Origin of the sequence: Streptomyces sp. NPDC059169 (assembly GCF_042755225.1) — a bacterium.
GTDB lineage: Bacteria > Actinomycetota > Actinomycetes > Streptomycetales > Streptomycetaceae > Streptomyces.
The window spans coordinates 186,931-207,771 of sequence record NZ_JBHZCF010000010.1 but is presented as its reverse complement, the minus strand read 5'-3'; the positions used below and the strand labels follow the sequence as shown (position 1 = coordinate 207,771).

At 71.0% G+C, this 20,841-nt stretch carries 19 protein-coding genes and 1 riboswitch; of the genes, 4 read left to right on the top strand and 15 right to left on the bottom strand.

Features of this window, described 5'->3' with window-relative positions; translation table 11 throughout:
* The first annotated feature begins 1 nt into the window (after window position 1).
* Window positions 2-445, top strand: coding sequence for a hypothetical protein (locus ACFXOM_RS20435; protein WP_384947982.1), 444 nt, complete (start codon window positions 2-4; stop codon window positions 443-445).
* Between the two features lie 40 nt (window positions 446-485).
* Here ACFXOM_RS20435 and ACFXOM_RS20430 read toward each other — a convergent pair whose 3' ends face one another.
* On the bottom strand, window positions 486-1,064 hold the full coding sequence (locus ACFXOM_RS20430; RefSeq protein ID WP_384930549.1) for a dihydrofolate reductase family protein: 579 nt from the start codon (window positions 1,062-1,064) through the stop codon (window positions 486-488).
* A gap of 78 nt (window positions 1,065-1,142) precedes the next feature.
* Complete coding sequence (locus tag ACFXOM_RS20425; protein WP_384930552.1) at window positions 1,143-2,369, bottom strand: MBL fold metallo-hydrolase; 1,227 nt, start codon at window positions 2,367-2,369, stop codon at window positions 1,143-1,145.
* A 415-nt stretch (window positions 2,370-2,784) separates the two neighbouring features.
* Here ACFXOM_RS20425 and ACFXOM_RS20420 point away from each other — a divergent pair, with 415 nt between their 5' ends.
* Window positions 2,785-3,372 carry a carboxymuconolactone decarboxylase family protein gene (locus ACFXOM_RS20420; RefSeq protein WP_384930555.1) on the top strand — a complete coding sequence of 196 codons (588 nt, stop codon included), beginning with the start codon at window positions 2,785-2,787 and terminating at the stop codon, window positions 3,370-3,372.
* A gap of 172 nt (window positions 3,373-3,544) precedes the next feature.
* Window positions 3,545-4,189 (top strand): TetR/AcrR family transcriptional regulator, encoded by a 645-nt coding sequence (locus tag ACFXOM_RS20415; RefSeq protein WP_384930558.1) that lies wholly within the window; start codon window positions 3,545-3,547, stop codon window positions 4,187-4,189.
* A gap of 141 nt (window positions 4,190-4,330) precedes the next feature.
* Here ACFXOM_RS20415 and ACFXOM_RS20410 read toward each other — a convergent pair whose 3' ends face one another.
* On the bottom strand, window positions 4,331-5,122 hold the full coding sequence (locus ACFXOM_RS20410; RefSeq protein ID WP_384930561.1) for an SGNH/GDSL hydrolase family protein: 792 nt from the start codon (window positions 5,120-5,122) through the stop codon (window positions 4,331-4,333).
* A gap of 180 nt (window positions 5,123-5,302) precedes the next feature.
* Window positions 5,303-6,244 (bottom strand): peptidoglycan DD-metalloendopeptidase family protein, encoded by a 942-nt coding sequence (locus tag ACFXOM_RS20405; RefSeq protein WP_384930564.1) that lies wholly within the window; start codon window positions 6,242-6,244, stop codon window positions 5,303-5,305.
* A gap of 4 nt (window positions 6,245-6,248) precedes the next feature.
* A riboswitch (cyclic di-AMP (ydaO/yuaA leader) is annotated at window positions 6,249-6,406 on the bottom strand.
* 649 nt (window positions 6,407-7,055) lie between these two features.
* On the opposite strand from ACFXOM_RS20405, the gene ACFXOM_RS20400 reads away from it, so the two are divergent.
* Window positions 7,056-7,871 carry a tyrosine-protein phosphatase gene (locus ACFXOM_RS20400; RefSeq protein ID WP_384947980.1) on the top strand — a complete coding sequence of 272 codons (816 nt, stop codon included), beginning with the start codon at window positions 7,056-7,058 and terminating at the stop codon, window positions 7,869-7,871.
* A 10-nt stretch (window positions 7,872-7,881) separates the two neighbouring features.
* Here the strand turns inward: ACFXOM_RS20400 and ACFXOM_RS20395 are convergent, their stop codons facing one another.
* The 11 genes from ACFXOM_RS20395 to hpnC form a co-directional block, all read right to left on the bottom strand.
* Complete coding sequence (locus ACFXOM_RS20395) at window positions 7,882-8,037, bottom strand: DUF6126 family protein (RefSeq protein WP_384930569.1); 156 nt, start codon at window positions 8,035-8,037, stop codon at window positions 7,882-7,884.
* A gap of 19 nt (window positions 8,038-8,056) precedes the next feature.
* A complete protein-coding gene (locus tag ACFXOM_RS20390; protein WP_384930572.1) occupies window positions 8,057-8,662 on the bottom strand; it encodes a helix-turn-helix domain-containing protein in 606 nt (201 codons plus the stop codon).
* A 70-nt stretch (window positions 8,663-8,732) separates the two neighbouring features.
* On the bottom strand, window positions 8,733-10,118 hold the full coding sequence (locus tag ACFXOM_RS20385) for an aspartate aminotransferase family protein (protein WP_385038650.1): 1,386 nt from the start codon (window positions 10,116-10,118) through the stop codon (window positions 8,733-8,735).
* Window positions 10,115-12,013 carry a 1-deoxy-D-xylulose-5-phosphate synthase gene (gene dxs / locus ACFXOM_RS20380; RefSeq protein WP_385038647.1) on the bottom strand — a complete coding sequence of 633 codons (1,899 nt, stop codon included), beginning with the start codon at window positions 12,011-12,013 and terminating at the stop codon, window positions 10,115-10,117. The genes ACFXOM_RS20385 and dxs overlap by 4 nt, the downstream gene beginning before the upstream one ends.
* A 74-nt stretch (window positions 12,014-12,087) precedes the next feature.
* Window positions 12,088-13,110, bottom strand: a complete 1,023-nt coding sequence (hpnH, locus tag ACFXOM_RS20375; protein WP_384930580.1) for an adenosyl-hopene transferase HpnH — start codon at window positions 13,108-13,110, stop codon at window positions 12,088-12,090.
* Between the two features lie 5 nt (window positions 13,111-13,115).
* On the bottom strand, window positions 13,116-13,769 hold the full coding sequence (locus tag ACFXOM_RS20370) for a 1-hydroxy-2-methyl-2-butenyl 4-diphosphate reductase (RefSeq protein WP_384947973.1): 654 nt from the start codon (window positions 13,767-13,769) through the stop codon (window positions 13,116-13,118).
* Window positions 13,770-15,779, bottom strand: coding sequence for a squalene--hopene cyclase (gene shc / locus ACFXOM_RS20365; protein WP_384930586.1), 2,010 nt, complete (start codon window positions 15,777-15,779; stop codon window positions 13,770-13,772).
* Between the two features lie 104 nt (window positions 15,780-15,883).
* Window positions 15,884-16,984, bottom strand: a complete 1,101-nt coding sequence (locus ACFXOM_RS20360) for a polyprenyl synthetase family protein (protein WP_384930589.1) — start codon at window positions 16,982-16,984, stop codon at window positions 15,884-15,886.
* On the bottom strand, window positions 16,981-18,414 hold the full coding sequence (hpnE, locus tag ACFXOM_RS20355; RefSeq protein ID WP_384930592.1) for a hydroxysqualene dehydroxylase HpnE: 1,434 nt from the start codon (window positions 18,412-18,414) through the stop codon (window positions 16,981-16,983). Before hpnE ends, ACFXOM_RS20360 begins: the two co-directional genes overlap by 4 nt.
* A gap of 130 nt (window positions 18,415-18,544) precedes the next feature.
* Window positions 18,545-19,483 (bottom strand): presqualene diphosphate synthase HpnD, encoded by a 939-nt coding sequence (gene hpnD, locus ACFXOM_RS20350; RefSeq protein ID WP_384930595.1) that lies wholly within the window; start codon window positions 19,481-19,483, stop codon window positions 18,545-18,547.
* Window positions 19,484-19,491: 8 nt separating this feature from the next.
* Window positions 19,492-20,403 carry a squalene synthase HpnC gene (gene hpnC / locus ACFXOM_RS20345; RefSeq protein WP_384930598.1) on the bottom strand — a complete coding sequence of 304 codons (912 nt, stop codon included), beginning with the start codon at window positions 20,401-20,403 and terminating at the stop codon, window positions 19,492-19,494.
* Window positions 20,404-20,841 lie beyond the last annotated feature (438 nt).

Sequence of the window (20,841 nt, the reverse complement as noted above, 5' to 3'; positions counted from 1 at the left end):
CATGCCCACGAACCCCGAACTCACCGGCCAGACCATCGGGATGGCGCACTACGCCACGCGCGCCGTCCTGGAGCGGGCGCTGGCCGAAACGGGCACGACGTTCCCGCAGACGGTGGCGATCAACGCCCTCAGGACGGGCGGGAACACCACGACCCGCGAGCAGCTCGTGGACCGCCTGACCGGAGGGCTGAAGATCGACGGGGCGGCAGCCGCCGCGACCGTGGCCGAGCTCCTCGACGCCGCGCTCGTCGAGACCGCGCCCGAGGCACCGGCCACGCTGCGGCTCACCGGGACCGGCACGGCCCTGGCAAGCCGTATCGCAGCGAGGACAGCCGACATCACGGCGCGTCTGTACGGCGGCATACCGGACGAGGACAAGGCGACGACGGCCCGGGTCCTGACCACCGTCCTGGCCCGGGCGAACGCGGAGCTCGGTGCCGCCTGAGCCCCGTACAGCCCCGCGGCTGCCCACGCCGGGCACGACGTCATGCGGGCGCGGCGGCGTCCGGGCGCACGTAGTGGAGGAGAACGACCCCGTTGCCGAACGTCCGGGTACCGGCGAGCCGCAGCGCGCGGGGCGGGCCACCGGCCCGGAACGGGCGCCTACCGCGCCCGAGCAGCACCGGGTGGACGTACAGTCGGTACGCGTCGACGAGGTCGTGCGCGATGAAGGACGCCGCCAGGTCCCCTCCCCCGAGCGCCATGTCGCCGCCGGACTGCGCCTTGAGCGCCAGGACGTCCTCCACCACCACGTCCCGTACGACGGTGGTGTTCCAGTCGGCCCGCTCCAAGGTCCTCGAGTACACGTACTTCGGCATGTCCCGCCAGATGCCGGCGAACTCCGCCACGGGCGCGCTGCACCCCGGGGCGGTGTCGGCGGTCGGCCAGTACCCGGCCATCAGCTCGTGGGTGACCCGGCCGCTCAGGAACGCGCTCATCCCCGCGAGCTGCTCGTTGAAGTGCCGGTGGAGCTCGTCGTCGACCAGGTGCCAGTCGAGCTCTCGGTCCGGTCCCTCGAAGTAGCCGTCGAGGGACACCGACACGGCCAAGACGATCTTTCCCATCGCCGTCCTCACTGAGTCCGTCGGAAACGGGCCCCACCCTGGCACGGGGCGGTGTCCAAGGGTGCCCGCCTGTGTCGCCTACGGGGTCGGGGCCGCTTCCGGCGCGCCCGCATCCGTGGCGGGCGCGCCGGCCGCGCCGTCGCCCCTCGCCGTACCGGCGTCCCCGGCCGACACAACGGTTGCGGGCGCACGGACGACCGTCCGCCACCACGGCGTGTCCGGGACCTTCTCGGCCGTGGGCTCGAACGGCTCCCCGGGTCGGGGCAGCGCGATCCGCGCACCCGCCGCGGCGGCCGCCGTGACGGTGCCTTCGCCGGGCTCCTCCCAGGGGTGGAGCGCGAGGTTGAAGGTGGCCCAGTGGATCGGCAGCATGACGCCGGACGGGTGGCCGCCCTGAAGGTCCACGTGGGCGTCCATGCCCTCGGCCGGCGTCATGTGGATGTCGGGCCAGTACTCGCTGTAGGCACCGATCTGGATCATGGTCGCGTCGAAGGGGCCGTGCTCCGCACCGATCTCCTGGAATCCCGGGAAGTAGCCGGTGTCGCCGCTGTGGTAGACCCGGTGCCCCGAGGGTCCCTCGACCGCCCAGGACGCCCAGAGGGTCTGCTGCCGATTCCGCAGGCCCCGTCCGCAGAAGTGACGGGCCGGGGTCGCCGTCAGACGGAGCCCGTCCACCTGCGTCGACTCGTTCCAGTCCAGCTCGCGCAGGCGGCCCTCGGAGACACCCCAGCGCTCCAGGTGGGCCCCCACGCCCAGCGGCACGACGAAGACGCTGTCCGTCGAGGCCAGTGCACGGATCGTGGGCAGGTCCAGGTGGTCGTAGTGGTCGTGGGAGATCACGACCACGTCGACCGGGCCGAGCGCCGCGAGCGGCACCGGCACGGGGTGGAGGCGCTTGGGTCCGACGAACGCGAAGGGCGAGCAGCGCCGGCCCCACACCGGGTCGAAGAGCACCCGCCTACCGTCGATCTCGGCCAGTACGCTCGAATGCCCCATCCAAGTGAGGCGAAGCCCGGAGGACGGGGCCGTGGCGAGGTCGGCGAGCGTGGTGGTGTGGACCGGGACCGCCGCGGCCGGCGAGCGCCGCCGGCGCGCCTCCTTGTGGAAGTAGGCCTTCGCGAACTCCAGAGTGGACCCCGACGGCCTGGTCCTGGCCCCCAGGGGGTTCTGGAACTCGCCGTCGGCGAAGTTCGGGGAGCGGCGGATCCGCTCCATCCGCTCCCCGGAGGGGTCGGCCCCGAAGGCGGCGGGCCGCAGGGTGCGCAGCCTGGAGCGCAGCGGATGCGATGAAGCAGCGCCTGTCACGGCACCTCCTGGGGTCCTCGGGTCGTTCCATTATCTGCGGGGCTCCGCGGGATGCAGTGGCGGGGGTCCACCCGCCCACCGCACTCCACCGCGCCCGTCCGCTCTCATCCGATCGAGGCGTTCCTGCGGACACCGCTCCGCGGCCCACCCACCTCGCGCGGCAGGATGCACCAGCCGGCGGCCGGGGTCTCGACGGTCGGTGCGGGCCCGGTGCCACTGACCGGCGTCGCGCCGGTGCAGTCCGACAGTCCGGCGGCGTGCCCGCCGCGCGTGGGCACAGCACCCGCGTTGCCGGCACCTCGGCCTGAAGCCCGCCCCTCGGAGGTGCCGGGACGGCAAGAGGGGATGTCACATCCGGAGCGGTGTGTCCGTCGTACCCGTGTAAGGACGCGCCCCGACGACGAAGGAGCCCTCCATGGCCCGCATCTCCCTCACTCCGCCCCGCACGCTCTTCTACCGCGCCACCGAGTGGTACTCGAAGCGGACGTACGGAAGGGTCCTGGATCCTGCCAGGGCCCTGGGGCACAACCCGAGGGTGCTCCGCTCGGACCTTCGTTTCGAGCTGGCGGTGGCCAAGTGGAACCTGCTGGACGCCGATCTCAAAGCGCTGGCGGTGATGGCCACGGCCGTTTCGATCGGCTGCAGTTGGTGCATGGACTTCGGCCACTGGGAGAACCAGCGCCGAGGCATGGACATCCGCAAGATCCACGACGTGCCGTCATGGCGCGACAGCGACGCCTACACTCCGCTCGAGCGCGACGTGATGGCCTATGCGGAGGCCATGACGGCCAATCCGCCGGAGGTCACCGACGAGTTGGCCCAGCGGCTGGTCGCAGAGCTCGGCGAACCCGCGTTCGTCGAACTGACGGCAATGGTGGCGGTGGAGAACCTGCGGTCCCGCATGAACTCCGGTCTCGGACTCACCAGCCAGGGGTTCAAGGACCACTGCGACGTACCGACCGGTGGCAACGCACGAGCGGCGGAATCCTCCGCCGCCGGCTGACCGGCGTCTTCTCTGTCGAGTCCAGCGTGGTGCCGTTCCGTCGTGGGCGGCACCGCACGGGACGCGCCCCGACTGAGCTGCGCCCAGCACTCCGGGCAACGACCTCGGCCCGCACCCCTGCTGGGAACGGAACTCGTCGCCGTCGTCCCCGGCGACACAATAGGCTGTCCGCGTGGCAAGAGTGCGGTTGAGCGTGGCGGAGCGGCAGGAGGAACTCCTGAGGGCTGCCGTGGAGCAAATCGAGGCGCGCGGTGTGGCCGCGGTGCGGATCGCCGACGTGGCCTCCTCCCTGGGGGTGAGCAGCGCCCTGGTGCTCTACCACTTCTCCACGAAGGAGAAGCTCGTCGCGGCCGCCTTCGCCTACGCCGCCCGGGGCGACCTCGCGCACCTGCGCAGGCTGCTCCGAAGCCGCACGTCGGCGGCCCGCCGGTTGCGCGCGGCGATCCGGTGGTACGCCCCGACCGGACAGGCGAAGGGGTGGCGTCTCTGGATCGAAGGCTGGGCGGCCGCCCTGCGCGACCCCGCTCTGCGCGACGTGGCCCGTGACCTCGACCAGCAGTGGAAGGCTGAACTGACGGCAGTCATCGCCGAGGGCGCCGCATCGGGCGAGTTCTCCTGTGCGGACCCCGAGTCGGCTGCCTGGCGGCTGACCGCGCTGCTGGACGGCCTGGCCGTGCAGGTGACCTCCTACGCCGGATCGCTCACGCGAACCGCCATGGTGGAGTGGACGGATCAGGTGCTCGCCAGGGAACTGGGGCTCGACCAGGGGGTGTTGCCACGACAGGGCACCCGATGCGTCGAAGGCCCGCTCCCGTAGGAGCAGGGCAGGGCCGGTGCGGCCCTGCGGCCCCGTCGTCAGCTCAGGTCTGGCGCTGCGGTTCGTAGGCAGGTTCCTCCAGCCCGAAGGTCCCGCGGGCGGGGTCCTGGGAACGGATGCCCGCTCCCGCGGTGCTGCCGCTCAGAGCGGCAGCAGATACGGACGCTTCGGCTCCACGTGGTCACCGGACGACTCGCCGCGGAGCCTCCTGCCGATCCACGGCACGAGGTACTCGCGTGCCCATTGGATGTCGTCGCGCCGGACGTCGAGGGTGCCGCGCGGTGGGAGCGGCGGCCACGGCTGGTCCGGGTCGGCGGGCACCTCGAGTCCGAGCACCTGCGCGGCTCGGAGCGCCACACGTGTGTGGCCCTCGGGCGAGAGGTGCAGGCGGTCGTCGTCCCAGGCGCGCCTGTCCTGGACGGACCTGAGCGACCAGAGGTCGAGGACGGGGCAGTCGTAGCGGTCCGCGATGGAGCGGACGTGGGCGGTGTACGTGGCGATCTTGCCGCGGAGGTGGCGGAGCACCGGCACACCGCGGGTGTCGAACCCGGTGGTCACCATGACGGTGCCGACGGATGCCGCGAGGTCGGCCACGGCTCGCTCGAAGCGCTCCGCGACGTCGTCGGGGTCGGTTCCGGGCCGGATGATGTCGTTGCCTCCGGCGCAGAACGTCACCAGCTCGGGTGCGAGTTCCTTGGCGCGCGGGACCTGCTCCTCGACGATCTGGTCGAGGAGGCGGCCGCGTACGGCGAGGTTCGCATAACGGAAGGCGTGTTCGGGCATGCGGTCGTCCAGAAGGACGGCGAGGCGGTCCGCCCAGCCCGTGAACTGCCCGTCCGGTCCTGGGTCCCCGACGCCTTCGGTGAAGCTGTCACCAATGGCCGCGTACGACCCGAATGCACTCTTTGCTCTTGATCGCGAATCGTCTCCCACTCACGACATCTTTCACTGCGCGAAGTGACCTACGCCACCGTAGGGAGGGGTTGACGGGGCGTGATATAGACCACCCGGCGAGTCGGTGAGAAGCGGGAATACTGCGCGTTCGGCGAACGCGTCCGTCCGCCGCCCCGGTCAGGTGGGTCGGCGGACGGCTGCCCGGCGCGGGGATCCTCGTCAGATCGCCACGCCGTGCTGGCGCAGGTAGGCCAGCGGATCGATGTCCGAGCCGTAGTTCGGGGTGGTGCGGATCTCGAAGTGCAGGTGCGGACCGGTGGTGTTGCCGGTGGAACCGGAGAGGCCGACCTGATCGCCGCCCTTCACGCCCTGGCCGGCCGAGACGGACAGCGCGGAGAGGTGGGCGTACTGCGAGTAGGTACCGTCGTCGTGCTTGATCACGACCTGGTTGCCGTAGGCGCCGGCCCATCCGGCCGAGACGACGCTGCCCGGACCGACGGCCTTCACGGACGTCCCGGCCGACGCCACGAAGTCCACGCCCGTGTGGTAGCCGCTGGACCACATGGGCCCGGAGGTCTTGTACGCGGTACCGAGAGGGGAGTTGACCGGAAGGGTGTAGCCGGCGGCACTGATCTTCAGGGCGTTCGCGGCCGGTGCGGGAGCGACCGCGGGGCGGGCGTCCGAGCGGGAGGCGCGGTCGGCAGCGACGGCCGGCTTCTGGCTCTTCGCCGGGGCCTTGGCCTTCGCCGCGCTCTTCGCGGAGGGCTGGGCCGAGGGGGCGGCCTTTGCCCGGGCCCCGATGGACAGCTTCAGTCCGGGGTGGATCAGCGACGGGTCCTCCCCGACGGCAGCGCGGTTGTCGGCGTACAGCTTCTTCCAGCCGCCACGGACGTGCTGATCCCTGGCGATCTTCGACAGGTAGTCACCGGCCACGACGGTGTACGTCTTGGGCGCTGCGGGAGTCTTCACCACCTGCGGGGCGGCGGCCTGCCGGGCGACGGCGGCGGTGCGCTCGGCGGTGGGAGCGGACTTCGCAGCGGCGTGCGCACCGGCGGCGCCGATGAGCGGGAGTGCGATGACGACTCCACCCGTTCCGGCGGCGACGAATCCACGGCTGAACGGGCTGGTCCTCGGACGACGGTGCTTACCCCTACCGGGCATGGCGAATTCCTCTCCGTCGCCTGCGAGGTGAGCTGTCGGGTTCGAGCTGGAGCTGCCCGGCCGCGCGCAGGCGCGGCTTCACCCCGAGCCGTCCGCGGGTGCGGATCGGCGAACTACCTGGGTCCCCCGCTCCTGCCACACGTGGATGGGTGCGATATTCCGGACGGCGGCAGGATGAGGCGTTCCGACCGGATTGCGGTGACCGTAAACGAGCCAGGTCGAGACAAACAAGCCATCACTTCCACGAGGAATCCTTCCGGTTCAAATCGACCGGGAATTCCACGTCACGCTCCGTGGATTCGCGATCTTCGATTTCCACGAGGGCAAGGGAGTTGACCCGTGGGCCGCCACCACGGACCGTCACGGATATGATTCAGCTCACGGGGCTCCAGCCATTCCCGGCAGACTCAGGGCGAGTTGCCCAATATTGACAAATCCGGACAGAAGTATCGTTCGCATCGAAATTTCTCCAGTCGCCCACGCATTCCGCATATACGGAACGGCGGGCGGGCGACATGGCGCACCGGTGACGCAAAAGCCCAAAAGAGACATATGGCTACATTTATCGACATCTCACCTTCCGACTGGAGATTCGAGGCCGCAGCCACCCCGGACCTGACTGCCCGAAAGGCACCCCTTGGGGGCGCACGACGTGCCGCGGAGCGCCGACCGCGCACCAGTGCGAGCGATATCGCCACCGAGACGGTGGCTCCGACCGGCCGCATCGAAATAATTGCCTGAGGAATCAATGTCGTAGGGTCAGGACCGCGCCCTTGTCGGCGAGCGCCGACCGCAGACCCGAGGAGCCCCCGTGACGCAGCAGCTGCCTCAGATCCCCTCGACCGAGCCCGAGCTCTCCGGCGTGCGCAACTTCCGTGACGTGGGCGGGCTACCGACCGTCGACGGGCGCCGGGTGCGGCACGGACGCCTCTTCCGCAGCGGCCACCTCGCGCACGCCACCGACACCGACACCACGTTCCTCACCTCGCTCGGCCTCCACACGATCTTCGACTTCCGCAATTCCGCGGACCAACGGCTCGAGGGCCCGGACGTCGAACTCCCGGGCGTGCGGAACGTGAACATCCCGCTGTCGGATCCCGCCGACGGCGCCGAGTTCTGGCGGATGGTCCGCGAGGGCGACCTGGAGCAGCTGAAGTCGATCCTCGCGGACGGCAAAGCGGCCCACAGGATGTCCAGCTCGTACCGCACGATGGTCGAACAGCGCACCGCCGAGCACAGCCGCGTGCTCCACTCCCTGGCGGAGGACAGCGTTCCGGCACTGATGCACTGCGCTGCGGGAAAGGACCGGGCGGGGTTGGCGATCGTCGTCTCGCTGCTGGCGGTCGGGGTCGAGCGGGACGCCATCGAAGCCGACTACCTGAAGTCCAACGACCCTCACCGGCGCTACAAGGTGCGGCGCAGCGACAGCTCGTCGGCGGGGATGTCCCCGGAGGTCATGGAGCTGCTGAGCCCGCTGTTCGACGCCCGGTCCGAGTACCTCGCAGCGGCGTTCGAGACCATCGAGGAGACGTGGGGCTCCACCGAGCGCTACCTCTCCGAGGGGCTGAAGGTCTCCTCGGAGACGCGCGAGCGACTGCGCGACCGGCTGCTGGACGGCGCCGCCTGAGGCGGCCTGCTCACTTCCCCCCGACGGTGAACAGCAGGTAGAGGAAGCCCGCGAACAGGTGGCCCGCCACCAGGTAGGCGAACAGCCGCACGGCCAGCCCCACCGGGAACTTGTGCTCGTGGGTCGAAGGCGGCCCCGGCGACTTCTTCGACGGGTTCTGCGGCATGACGGTCCTCCTCGGGTCCTCAGGCATGCGGGTTTCCGTGCGGGTCGGGGCTCTGCAGCAGGGTGTGGACGAAGAGCAGCTCGGCGCCGCCGCGCGTGGCGGCGGCGATGCGGTGCGGAGTGAGCGAGTCGAAGTGGGCGCTGTCGCCCGGGTCGAGCTCGTGCACCGCGTCGCCGAGCCCCAGCCGCAGCCGCCCCTCCAGGACGTACAGCCACTCCTCGCCCGGGTGCACCCGCACCAGGTCCCCCTGGGGTCCGAACGGCACCCGCACCCGGAGGGCCTGCATGGCCCGGCCCCGGCCGCCCGCTTGGCGGTACGTCCAGCCGTCCGCCTCCGCGGGTCCCATCCGCCCGCCGCGGATGACGGGCTCGCGCTCCGGCGGTGCCTCGCCGAGCAGCTCGGCGACGGTCGTACCGTAGGTGCGGGCGAGCGCGAGCAGCATCGGCAGCGACGGCTGCCGGTTGCCCGTCTCGAGACGGGAGAGATGGGCGGGTGAAAGACCAGCGCGGCGGGCCGCGGCCTCCAGGGTGAGACCGCGGTGGCGGCGCAGGTCGCGCAGCCGCGGGGCGACGTCGGGTAGGGCGTCCGCTGCCGGTCCGGAGGGGTCTCCGGGGGAAGGGCTCATGGACCCATTTCGCCAGGACTTTTCCCCATGGGCAAATTTCTTGCCCCAAAGGCAAAAGTCTCTGACCGGCCTACCGTTGTGCCACGGCCTGCTTCACCAGGGTCTTGCCGAAGTCCCACATCAGACCGCTGCCGCCGTGTGCGTCATCCATCACGGCGGTGAACGCCGCCACGAACCGGTCGACCTCCGACTCACCGATCACGAGGGGCGGAATCAACTTGATCACTTCCAGGTGGTCCCCGGAAACCTGGGTGAGGATGCGGTGCCGCTGGAGCAGCGGGACTACGACCATCTGCGCGAAGAGGCCCTTGCGGGCCGCCTGGAGAACGGTCCAGCGGCTGCGCAGTCGCAAGGACGACGGCCGGCCGAACTCGATCCCGATCATCAGTCCCCGTCCGCGGACCTCCCGCAGCAGCTCGTACCGGTCCACGAGGGCTGCGAGCCGACCCTTCAGCAGCTCTCCGGTGGCCCTCGCGTTCGCCACCACCTGCTCCTCCTCGATCACCGACAGCACGGCGAGTCCGGCGGCCATCGCCTGCGCGTTGGAACCGAAGCTCGCCGAGTGGACCAGCACCCTGTCCATCGAGGAGTACACCTTCTTGAAGATCCAGTCCCTGCCCAGCGTGGCGCCCACCGGTACGTAGCCGCCGGAGAGCGCCTTCGCGACACAGACCAGGTCGGGCTCGACGCCGTCCTCGTGCTGGTAGGCGTAGAAGTCGCCGGTCCTGCCCAGGCCGGTCTGCACCTCGTCGGCGATCAGCAGCGCCCCGTGCCCGCGCAGTAGCTCCTGTGCCGCCGCGAGGAACCCGGGCGGTGCCGCGTGCACGCCCTTGCCCTGGATGGGCTCCACGACGAAGCCGGCCACGTCCCCGCGTGCCAGCTCGCGTTCCAGCGCCTCGAGGTCACCGAGCTCGATGGCGGTGTCCGGTAGCAGGGGAGCGAACCCGTCGCGGAAACCCGCCTCCCCATTGACCGAGAGGGAACCGGTGGTCAGTCCGTGGAACGCGTGGGTGCAGTAGAGGATGCGTGGCCTCCCGGTCGCGCACCGCGCGAACTTGAGTGCCGTCTCCACCGCCTCCGTGCCGCTGTTGCCGAAGAACACCCGGTCCAGGTGCGGGCTGTGTGCCAGCAGCTTCTCCGCGAGCAGCCCGGGCAACGGTGGACAGTCGAAGCGGGTGAGGTCGGCGGGGGAGGCGTCCAGGACGTCGTGCAGCGCCTTGCGGACGACCGGGTGGTGGCGGCCTAGGCCCATCACGCCGAAGCCCGCGAGCATGTCGAGGTAGTCGTTGCCCTCGTCGTCCCAGAAGTGGGCACCCTCACCACGTTCGTACACCTTGTCGAATCCGATGGTGTGCAGCATGCGGGGCAGTTGGTGGTTGAGATGCCGCGCATGAAGCGCGTACCGTTCGTGGCCGCGCTCCGCGAGCAGTCGCGCGAGGTCGAATTCGCTGCTCATCGCCCGTGCTCCCCGGTCTCTTGAACCTGTTTGCGTGCCAACGCGGCGCCGATCCGGCCCGCGATCTCGACCGGGGTCAGCCCGATGTCGGCCAGCACTTCGCTGCGCTTGGCGTGGGCGAGGAACTGCTCGGGGATGCCGAAGTTCCGCAAGGGGACGTCGACGTCTGCATCCCGCAACGCCTGCCCGACCGCCGAACCCACACCCGACGTACGGCTGTTGTCCTCCACGACCGCCACAAGGCGGTGCCGTCCCGCGAGCGGCACGAGCTGCTCGTCGACGGGCTTGACCCAGCGCGGGTCGACGACGGTGCACCGCAGACCGCGGGCCTCCAGGAGGTCGGCGGCCTGCAGGCAGACGGGGGCGAGCGCGCCGACGGACACCAGGAGCACCTCGGCGTCGTCGCTGCGGTGCAGGACGTCCATCCCGCCGATCCGTCCCACCGCGGGCACCGGTTTCCCCATCGACTCCTTCGGGAAGCGCACCACGGTCGGCGCGTCGGAAACGTCCACCGCCTCGCGGAGCTGGGCCCGCAACTGGCCGGCGTCGCGCGGGGCGGCGATCCTGAGGCCCGGGACGACCTGGAGGACGGACAGGTCCCACACGCCGTTGTGGGAAGGCCCGTCGACCCCGGTGACTCCCGCCCGGTCCAGGACGAAGGTGACACCGCACCGGTGCAGGGCCACGTCCATCAGCAGCTGGTCGAAGGCACGGTTGAGGAAGGTGGCGTAGACCGCGACGACGGGGTGGAGGCCGCCGGTGGCCAAGCCGGCGGCCGAGACCGTCGCGTGCTGCTCGGCGATGCCCACGTCCCAGATCCGGTCGGGGAAGCGCTCGGCGAACTCCGTCAACCCGACGGGGTGGAGCATGGCCGCGGTGATCGCCACGACGTCCGCCCGTTCGGCCCCGATGGCGACGATCTCGTCGGCGAACACCGAGGTCCACGACGGACCGGCGGGAGGAGCGAGAGGCACACAGGTCAGCGGGTCCATCGCGCCGACGGTGTGGAAGCGGTCGGCTTCGTCCTGGACCGCCGGCTGGTAGCCGCGGCCCTTCTGGGTGAGGCAGTGCACCAGCACGGGCCCGTGGAAACGCTTGGCCCGGCGCAGCGCGGACTCGACCGCCGCGGTGTCGTGGCCGTCGACGGGCCCCAGGTACTTGAGCCCCAGGTCCTCGAACATGCCTTGCGGGGCGAAGGCGTCCTTGAAGCCCTTCTTCGCTCCGTGGAGGGAGTCGTACAGCGGCCCACCCACCAGCGGGGTGTGCCGCAGCACGTCCCTGCCCCAGTCGAGGAGGCGTTCGTAGCCGTCGGTGGTGCGCAGGGTCGCGAGGTGGTTGGCCAGGCCGCCTATCGTGGGCCCGTAGGAGCGCTCGTTGTCGTTGACGACGATGATCAGCGGCCGGTGCCTGGCGGCGGCGATGTTGTTGAGCGCCTCCCACGCCATGCCGCCGGTGAGGGCCCCGTCACCGATGACGGCCACGACGTGGCCGGGGCGGCCGAGGAGTTCGCGGGCCTTGGCCAGCCCGTCGGCCCAGCCGAGCACCGTGGAGGCGTGGGAGTTCTCGATGACGTCGTGGTCGGACTCCTCCCGGGACGGGTAGCCGGACAGGCCGCCCTTGCCGCGCAGTTTCGAGAAGTCCTGGCGCCCCGTGAGCAGCTTGTGGACGTAGGACTGGTGCCCGGTGTCCCACAGGATGCGGTCGACGGGCGAGTCGAAGACCCGGTGCAGGGCCAGGGAAAGTTCCACCACGCCGAGATTGGGTCCCAGGTGGCCGCCGGTCCTGGCCACGGCTTGGACGAGGAAGTCCCTGATGTCCTCGGCGAGCTCCTCCAGCTCCCCTTCGGTCAGCACCTTGAGGTCCTGCGGCCCCCGGACGTTCTCCAGGATCGTCACGTGCGGTCCCCCTACTCTCTGCTGTGGTGGACTCAGAGTGGCGGCGGGCACCCGCGGCGGGCCCCGCCCCGGTCTCAACCGTGGTTCCCGGAGACCGTTTCCCGGGCCGCGCGCAGGGACTCCTTGAGCGAGTTCATGGTCGCGAGGACCGCGGTGGGCTCGTATCCGCAGTGCGCCATGCAGTTGGCGCAGCGCGGGTCCCTGCCGCGGCCGTACTTGCTCCAGTCCGTCTCCTCGACCAGCTCCCGGTACGTGGGCACGTACCCGTCGCTCATCAGGTAGCACGGCCGCTGCCAACCGAAGAGCGAGTAGTTGGGGATGGCCCACGCCGTGCAGGGGAAGTCCACCTTGCCCTCCAGGAAGTCCAGGAAGAGCGGCGAGTGGTTGAGCCGCCAGCGCCGCCGGTTCCCCCCGGCGAATGCCTTCCGGAACAGCTCGCGGGTCTGCTCGACGCCGAGGAAGTGCTCCTGATCGGGGGCCTTCTCGTAGGCGTAGGCCGGCGAGATCATCATCTCGTGGACCTGGAGTTCGTCGTTGAGGTAGTTGAGGACCTCCACGACGGTCTGCGGGGTGTCCGTATTGAAGAAGGTGGAGTTGGTGGTGACCCGGAAACCGCGGCGCTTCGCCTCCTTGATCGCCGCCACCGCCTCGTCGAACACCCCCTCCTTGGCGACCGACTCGTCGTGGCGCTCGCGCAGCCCGTCGATGTGGACGGCGAACGCGAAGTACCGCGAGGGGGTGAAGTCGTCCATCTTCTTCCGGAGCAGCATGGCATTGGTGCAGAGGAAGACGTACTTCTTGTGCGCGACCAACTGCCGCACGATCTCGTCGATCTGCGGGTGCATCAGTGGCTCGCCGCCGGCGATGGACACCATCGGAGCCCCGGATTCCAGGACCGCGCCCACCGCCTGCGCCACGGGCATCCGCTGCTTGAGGACTCCGGCCGGGTGCTGGATCTTTCCGCAGCCCTCACATTTCAGGTTGCACGCGAACAGCGGCTCCAGCTCCACGATCAGCGGGAATTTCGCACGCTTGCGGAGCTTCTGTTGGAAGAGGTAGGTCCCGACCCTGATGGTCTGACGGAGCGGCATGGCCATCTAGCTCACCTCCTGGGGAGCAGCAAAGAACGGTGCCATTCGGAGAAAGCGGGAATCACTGCACGGAGGACGCAGAAAGCCGATATTCCACCGCGCACCGTGCCGATACGGACCAGTTCATGCTCAGGAGCGTCCACGACCACCCGGACGGCCGCAACCGGGCGGGGGCCGGTGGCCAGTGCGGTGCGGAGCGTCTCCGCGGACTCCATGTCCGCCGCGATGGCTCCCGATGCGGCCAGCTCGGCCCGCTCCTGGCCGCGTACGACGTGGTCGGTACCGGTCAGCGGACCGGTGTGCACCATGCGCCCGGGAACGGCCCGGGCGAGCGCCTCCACCAGGAGGTCCGTGCCCGTGCACGGCGTTGTCCCCCGGGGACCACGGGTCTCCCCGGCGACGACGACGTCACCGGGGTGCATCCCCGGCGTGAGCCCGGCGCAGAACCCCGACGCGATCACCGCGGTGGCTGCCCCGTCCCCCCGGAGGGCGTGTGCGACGGCGCGCCGGGCGTTGCCCGGGCCCATCCCGGTTCGGAGCACGGTGACCGGGCCCGGAGCGCCGCCGCGTGCGCCCTTGCGCAGGGCGAGGTGCTCGATGCCGAGCGCACAGGCGATCAGCAGCGGCGGCGCTGGGGAACCGGGGGGCTCCGAGGAAGTGTCCATTCAGCCCCCTTCCCGCCGGCCGAGGGGCTCCCCGTGCACGTAGCGACCGAGCGCGGTGAGCGGGAAGACCTGGCGGTACAGGTGGTAGTTGATGGAGAAGTCCCAGGGGAATCCGGTGCCGGTGAAGTGGGGCTCGTCCCAGGTCCCGTCCGGGGCCTGCGTCCCGGAGAGGAAGTCGACGCCCCGTTCCACGGCCTTGCCCTCCCGCTCCCCCGCGGCGAGCAGGGCCAGCAGCGCCCACGCGGTCTGGGAGGCCGTCGACGCGCCACGGCCGTGCCAGTCCGGGTCGCGGTACGAACGCAGGTCCTCGCCCCAGCCTCCGTCGTCGTTCTGGACGGACTCCAGCCAGCGGACGGCACGCCTGATCGCCGGGTGCGCGGCGGGCAGTCCGACCGCCACGAGCGCCGGCACCACCGAACCGGTTCCGTAGAGGTAGTTGACGCCCCAGCGGCCGAACCATGCGCCGTTCGGTTCCTGTTCCGCCAGTAGCCAGTCGACGGCGCGCCGGGCAGCGGGGTTCTGGGACCGTCCCTCGTGGGCCAGCATCTCCACGACGTGTGCGGTCACGTCGGCGGACGGCGGGTCGATGACCTCGCCGAAGTCACAGAACGGCAGTCGATTGGGGAAGGCGCTGGTGTTGTCGGCGTCGAAGGCGGCCCAGGCCCCGTTCCTCGACTGCATCCCGAGCGTCCATCGGCAGCCGCGCACGACGGCGGCCTCGACCCGGGAGGGGTCGGGATGGTTCACCCTGCGCAGCGCGAGGATGACCTCGGCGGTGTCGTCGATGTCGGGATAGTTGTCGTTGTGGAACTCGAACGCCCAGCCACCGGGGGCAAGCCGCGGTTTGCGCACGGCCCAGTCGCCGGGGCGGACGACCTCTTCGGCGAGCATCCAGTCGGCGGCCTTCACCAGCGCCGGGTGGTCGGCGGGGAGTCCGGCGTCGGCCAGGGCGATGGTGGCGAGGCAGGTGTCCCAGACGGGCGACTGGCAGGCTTCGACCATCCGGAGCGGGGCTCCATCCGGGCGGAACGCCTCCTCGCGCCACACGGCGAAGCGGTCCAGTGACGCGAGTCCCTCGCGCATGACCGGGTGTTGCAGGTCGTACCCGAGCAGGTGCAGGGCGATGAGCGAGTAGACGGCTGGTGGCTGGATACCGCCCCAGCAGCCGTCGTTCTCCTGCCGCTCGATGATCCAGCGCGCCGCGCTGTTCATCGCCGCCCGCCGCAGGGGGCGCAGGGCCACTGCGCGGTAGCCGCGCAGCAGCTGGTCGATGCGCTGGAAGACGCCGTCCCAGGAGGTCAGTGGGGCCGGAGGCCGCGGGGGGTTCGGCCGGCGCGGGTCCGTGTGCAGTTCGTCGAGCCCGAACGGCGCCGGCCGGACCGGCCGCTTCGCCGACACGATGGTGAGCGGCACGATCGTCTGCCGCGCCCAACAGCCGAAGTCGTAGATGTTGAGGGGGAACCACGCGGGGAGGTAGATCAGCTCGGGGGGCAGCTCGGGAACGTCCTCCCACCTCCACCAGCCGAAGAGGGCGAGCCAGATCCGGGTGAAGACACGGGCGGCCGCGATACCTCCCTGCCGCCGGACCCAGGAGGCGGCACGGACCATGTGCGGGTCGTCGGGCCGGTCTCCGGCGAGCCGCAGGGCGACGTAGGCCTCGACGGTGGCCGAGAGCTCCGGAGGGCCACCGTGGAAGGTTGCCCAGGTGCCGTCGTCACGTTGCTCGCCGCGGATGAAACGCGCCGCGGCGGCCGTGGTCTCCTCGTCCTGGATACCGAGGAACTGACGGAGCAGCAGGTCCTCGGCGTCCATGGTGACGTTGGTTTCGAGGTCCCCTTTCCACCAGCCCTCGGGCGCCTGAGCGCCGAGGAGGTGGTCGACCGAACGCTGCATCGCCTGCTGGGCCGCGACGCGGGTGTCGTGTGGGACGGGGCGGTTGTCAGTGGTCTCGCTTGCCGCGGCGGTGCGGAGCCCCGATGGCCCCGCCCCTCCGTCGGACGTCGCTGTCATGGCTTCCCCTCGGTGCAGTCGGACGTGCTGCTTCGGGTCTGCCGTCGGCCGGTGCCGTGAGGGCACCGGCCGGCGACTGCAAGCTCATATGCGTGTGATCGTGATCATCTCTTCCGTACGACGACGAAGTCCGCGAGCGCGCTGAGTTGGGCCCGCACCCGTTCCGGCATGTCGACGCCGCCGAGTGCGGCGATCGCCTTCCCGTGCTGCCTTCGGGCCTCCTCGGCGGTCCACTCCCGGCCACCCGCCTCCTCGATCAGCGCGGCCCTGGTGGCGAACTCCTCTTCGGAGAAGCTGTCGAAGTCGGTGCTCTTGGCATCGGCGGCGAGCAGTTCACCGAGCCGCTCGGATGCCGCACCGCCCGCGGCGAGCGCGGCGACGACCGGCAAGGACTTCTTGCGCTGGCGCAGGTCGCTCCAGGTCTGCTTGCCGGTGGACTCCGGGTCGCCCCAGATGCCGAGCAGGTCGTCTACGGCCTGGAACGCGAGCCCCAGGTGGTAGCCGTACGCCTCCAGCGTGTCGGCCGTCCGGTCGTCCGCCCCGCCGAGCACCGCCCCGATGGACACGGCACAGGCGAGCAGCGCGCCCGTCTTGTTGCCCTCCATCTCCAGGCACTCCTCGACGGTGACCCGCTCGCGGTGCTCGTAGGAGATGTCCTGAGCCTGCCCGTCGATGAGCTTCCGGGTGGCCGTGGTGAGCCGGCGGGTCGCCCGTCCCGCCTCCACCGTGCCGAGCTCCAACAGGATCTCGTTGGCCAGTGCGAAGAGCGCGTCGCCGACGAGGATCGCCTGGGCCGGTCCGTGGACCTTCCACACGGTGTCGCGGTGGCGGCGCTGCTCGTCCCCGTCCATCAGGTCGTCGTGGAGCAGGGAGAAGTTGTGCACGAGCTCGACGGCCACGGCGCCGGGGACACCGACCTCCGGCGCGGCACCGGCCGCCTCCGCGGACAGCAGCGCGAGCGCGGGACGTACGGCCTTGCCGCCGTCCCCGTCGGCGGGCCTGCCGTGGACGTCGATCCAGCCGAAGTGGTAGGCGGCGACGGTGTCCATGGGCGCCGCGAGCCGGTCAACGGCAGCGCGCAACACCGGCGTGGACATGGTCCGTCCGCGCTCGAGCAGCGCGGTGACGTCCACGGTGTCGGCAGCCGGGTTCGCCGAGGGCACAGTCGGCACGTTCTCTCCTCTGGTTCCGGTGCTCGGTCTCATGCCGCCTCCTTGAGCGGATGTTCATGGGGGCGGCCGAGGGCCTTGAGCGCGGCGCCGGCAGCGTTCAAACCGCTGCGCACGGCGCCCTCCATGGTCGCGGGCCAGCCGGTGGCGGTCCACGAGCCGGCCAGGCACAGGCCGGGGGCACGGGTGCGCGCGACGGGCCTCAGCCTGCCGACGCCTGGGGTGGGGGCGAACGTGGCGGTGCGCTCCCGGGTGACGAAGAAGTCCCGCACCTCGGCCGTCCGGGCGGCGGGCAGCAACCGCTCCAGCTCGGGGACGTAGCGTGCGCGGAGTTCCGCGACGGGGGTGTCGATCTCGTCTTCGGCGGCCGACTGGGAGAGTGCCAGGTACTGGCCCACCCGTCGCCCACCACCCACCTCGTTCGAGGGCCCGCCGGGCCCGCCCCGCAGCAGGCCGGATGCCTCGGTCCGGTCGAAGACCCACTGGACGGGGGTGCCGAGCGCGGCGAAGAAGGGCCGGCGCAGCACTTCCCGGTCGTAGACCACGTGGACGTTCAGGATGGGCGCGGTGCCGATGGCGAGGAGCCGCTCCGGGTCGTCCAGCGCACCGTCCGGCAGCAGGTCGTGTGTCTCGCGCGGCGGTACGGCGAGGACGACGGCGTCCGCCACGAGGCGCTCGGCACCTGCCGTGACGTTCCAGCGGCCGTCGCCGGTGCGGGTGACCGCGCCGGCCCGGGTGCGCAGTTCGGTGCGGACCCCGGCGGCGTCGAGCGCCTTGCGGGCCAGCGTGTCGTGGAGTTCGCCCAGCGGGACGCGGGCCCAGCCGATGTCCGCCGCGCCCGGTGCTGAGAGCAACCCGGTCTTGAAGACCATCGCGGCCAGTGCCATGGACGCCTGGGGCGCTCTGGCGTTGAGGGTGGCGACGCCGACGAGGTCCCAAAGGGCCTCGACGGTGCGCCGGGACTGGCCGTGGCGGCCCAGCCAGGTGGCGAAGTCGATGTCGTCGAGAGCGGGATCCGCCGGGTCGAGGGTCTTCAGCGCGAGTGCTGCGCGCGAGACCGCCACCCGCTCCGCCACGGACAGGTGCGGGTAGGTGGCGAGGCTCGCGGCGAGGTGCAGCGGCACGGGCAGGGCGGTGCGCCGGAGCCGGCCGAGTCGGGGCCCCCGTGGGTGGGCGGCGTCCAGTACGGGTACGTCGAGACGTGCCTGGAGGGGAGCCAGTCGGGCACCGTCGATGCGGTCGAGCAGCCAGCGGTAGCCGGTGCAGCAGCGCAGGTAGACGTGCTGGCCGTTGTCGACGGTCAGCTCGCCGCGCCGGAAGGAGAAGGCGAGGCCGCCCAGCCGCGGACGGTGCTCGAGGAGGGTCACCTGCACCCCGGCGTCGGCGAGTTGGAGTGCGGCGGTGACTCCGGCGAGCCCGCCTCCTACGACGACCGTTTGCGGGGGCGTCATGCCGCGGTGCGCCATGAGCCCTCCCTCGCCGATGTGCCCTCGCCCTTGGGGACCGCTGCTCTGAGGGACGCAACCCCGCAGCGGAAAGTTGCGCGCCCGGCCGGTCCGCTCGTCCACCGGGTCCCGGGGGTGCTGTTCCGGCGCATCATGCACGCCTCCTGACGGTCCGCCGGGACATGTGCCGGGCGTCCAGGCCGGAGAGTCCGCGGACGGCGACGTACGCCTTCTCACGGCCCGGCAGCGAGACCCGGCCGCGCAGTACGGCCTCGGGGTCGCGTTCGATGCGGTCGAGGAGACGGCGGTAGATGCCCGCCATCGCGGCGACGCAGGCGCCGCTGCGCCGGTCGAGCATGGGCAGCAGCCGGTATCCCTCGGCGAACAGCGCGCGGGCGCGCCGCACTTCGAAGTGGACGAGGCCGGTGAAGTCGGCCCCCGACGGAGGGGTGGCCCAGTGGAATCCGACGGAGCAGCCGAACTTGGCGAGGTCGTCGGCCGGCAGGTACGTGCGGCCGTTGCTCGCGTCCTCGCGGACGTCCCGGAGGATGTTGGTGAGCTGGAGGGCGAGGCCCAGCGTGTCGGCGTACTCGGGGGCACGCTCGACGCCACGCGCGCCCGGCGCAGTGCCGAACACCCCGAGGGAGAGGCGTCCGATGGCCCCCGCGACGCACCGGCAGTACACCTTGAGGTCGTCCCAGGTCTCGTAGGTGTCCCCGCGGACGTCCATGAGCACGCCGTCGATGAGCTCGTCGAGGGCCTCGAGCGGGATCGGGAAGCGCCGTGCCGCGTCCGTGAGCGCCACCGCGACCGGGTCAGTGTCGTCCTCGTCCACGGCTCCGCCCCGGATCCTGCCGAGCAGCTCGCGGGTCGCGTCGAGCCGGTCCCGCTTGTCGCCGTCGCCGAGCGTCCCGTCGCCGATGTCGTCGACGCGCCGCGAGAAGGCGTACAGCGCGGACATGGCTTGACGCTTGTCCGTTGGCAGCAGCCGGATCCCGTAGGCGAAGTTGCGCGCCTGCTGTCCGGTGACGGCCTCGCAGTAGCTGTACGCGGCCTGCACCGGCGCGGAGACGTGCGTGTGTTCCTCCATGCCCTGACTCACCCCTCTCTGTGCGCTCTTCGCAAGACGGCTCCCGCTTCGCGCAGCAGTCGGGACTTCGCGGGGCCGGGCGGCCCCGGGTGCACGCGGTGTCCGACGTCCGCGAGGGCAGCGAGCGCGGCGTGCCCGCCGGCGACGAACCCGGCGAGCAGCAGCTTCAGCCTGCCGTGGACACTTGCCACCAGCGGGGTGCCCTGGTCCAGCAGCCTCTTGGCGCGTTCCGCCTCGAACGCGACCAGCGCCCGGACCGCCGTGCTGTCGGGTGCGGCCAGGTCCGCTTCGGTGACGTCGAACCGCTTCATGTCCTCGGCGGGGAGGTAGATGCGGTCGCGGGCCAGGTCCTCCGCCACGTCCTGGAGGTGCTCGACGATCTGGAGCGCGGTGCAGATCGCGTCGGAGTGGCGAATCCTCTCGGGACTCGTGGTGCCGGTGATCCCGAGGACGAGCCGGCCGACGGGGTCGGCCGAGAGCGCGCAGTAGGCGACGAGGTCGTCGTAGGTCTCGTAGCGGCGTACCAGCTGGTCCTGGCGATTCGCCTCGATGAGACGGAGGAACGGCTCGGGGGTGAGCGAACACCGGCGCACGGTGGGCACCAGGACACGCAGCAGCGGATGGCGGGGGGAGTCGCCGGAGAAGACACGCCGGAGATCGCTCTCGAAGGCGTCGAGCATGCCGAGCCGGTCGTCGGGCCCGGCGGGATCGAGTCCGAGGTGGCGGGCGTCGGCTCCGCCTGGGGCGAGGTCGCCGTCACCGATGTCGTCGACGAGGCGAGCGTAGCCGTACACAGCCATGAGGTCCTCGCGCCACGCGCGCGGCAGGAAGAAGGGGGCCACGGGGAAGTTCTCGTCCGCGGCCTTGCCGAGTGTGGTGCGCGTAGAGGCATCAGGGCGCACTTGCCGAGTACCTGTCACTGCGGGCTGCCCGCTGCGGGGACGGCACTGCCCTCGCGGAGCTGGAGATTTTCCGTCATGGCCGTCACATCTCCCGTTCTACACTGCCGACCCAATACATCCTATTTCGGACACGCCGCCGGTCATTCCGAGGGGTACGCCCGCCCGGCGAGCGGGATCCTTCAGGGGGTATCGCCCCACTTGCCATGAATCAGCACCGGTACAGCTTACGTTGTACAACGCCCGACCCCACCCGGGGGTGCTGCGCGCAGGGCAAGAAGCATGCGATTCCACACCAACCAGCACGCAGGGCACAGAAGTTGACGATCGTTCTGCGACGGCGAGCGGATTCGGCCGCGAACCGTGGACCTGCCTGCCGGCGCGCCGGCCGCACCGGGGAGGGGACCTACCGGGGAATCCCGTGGGGGCCCCCCCTGGGATCGGGGCCGCCGATGCTTT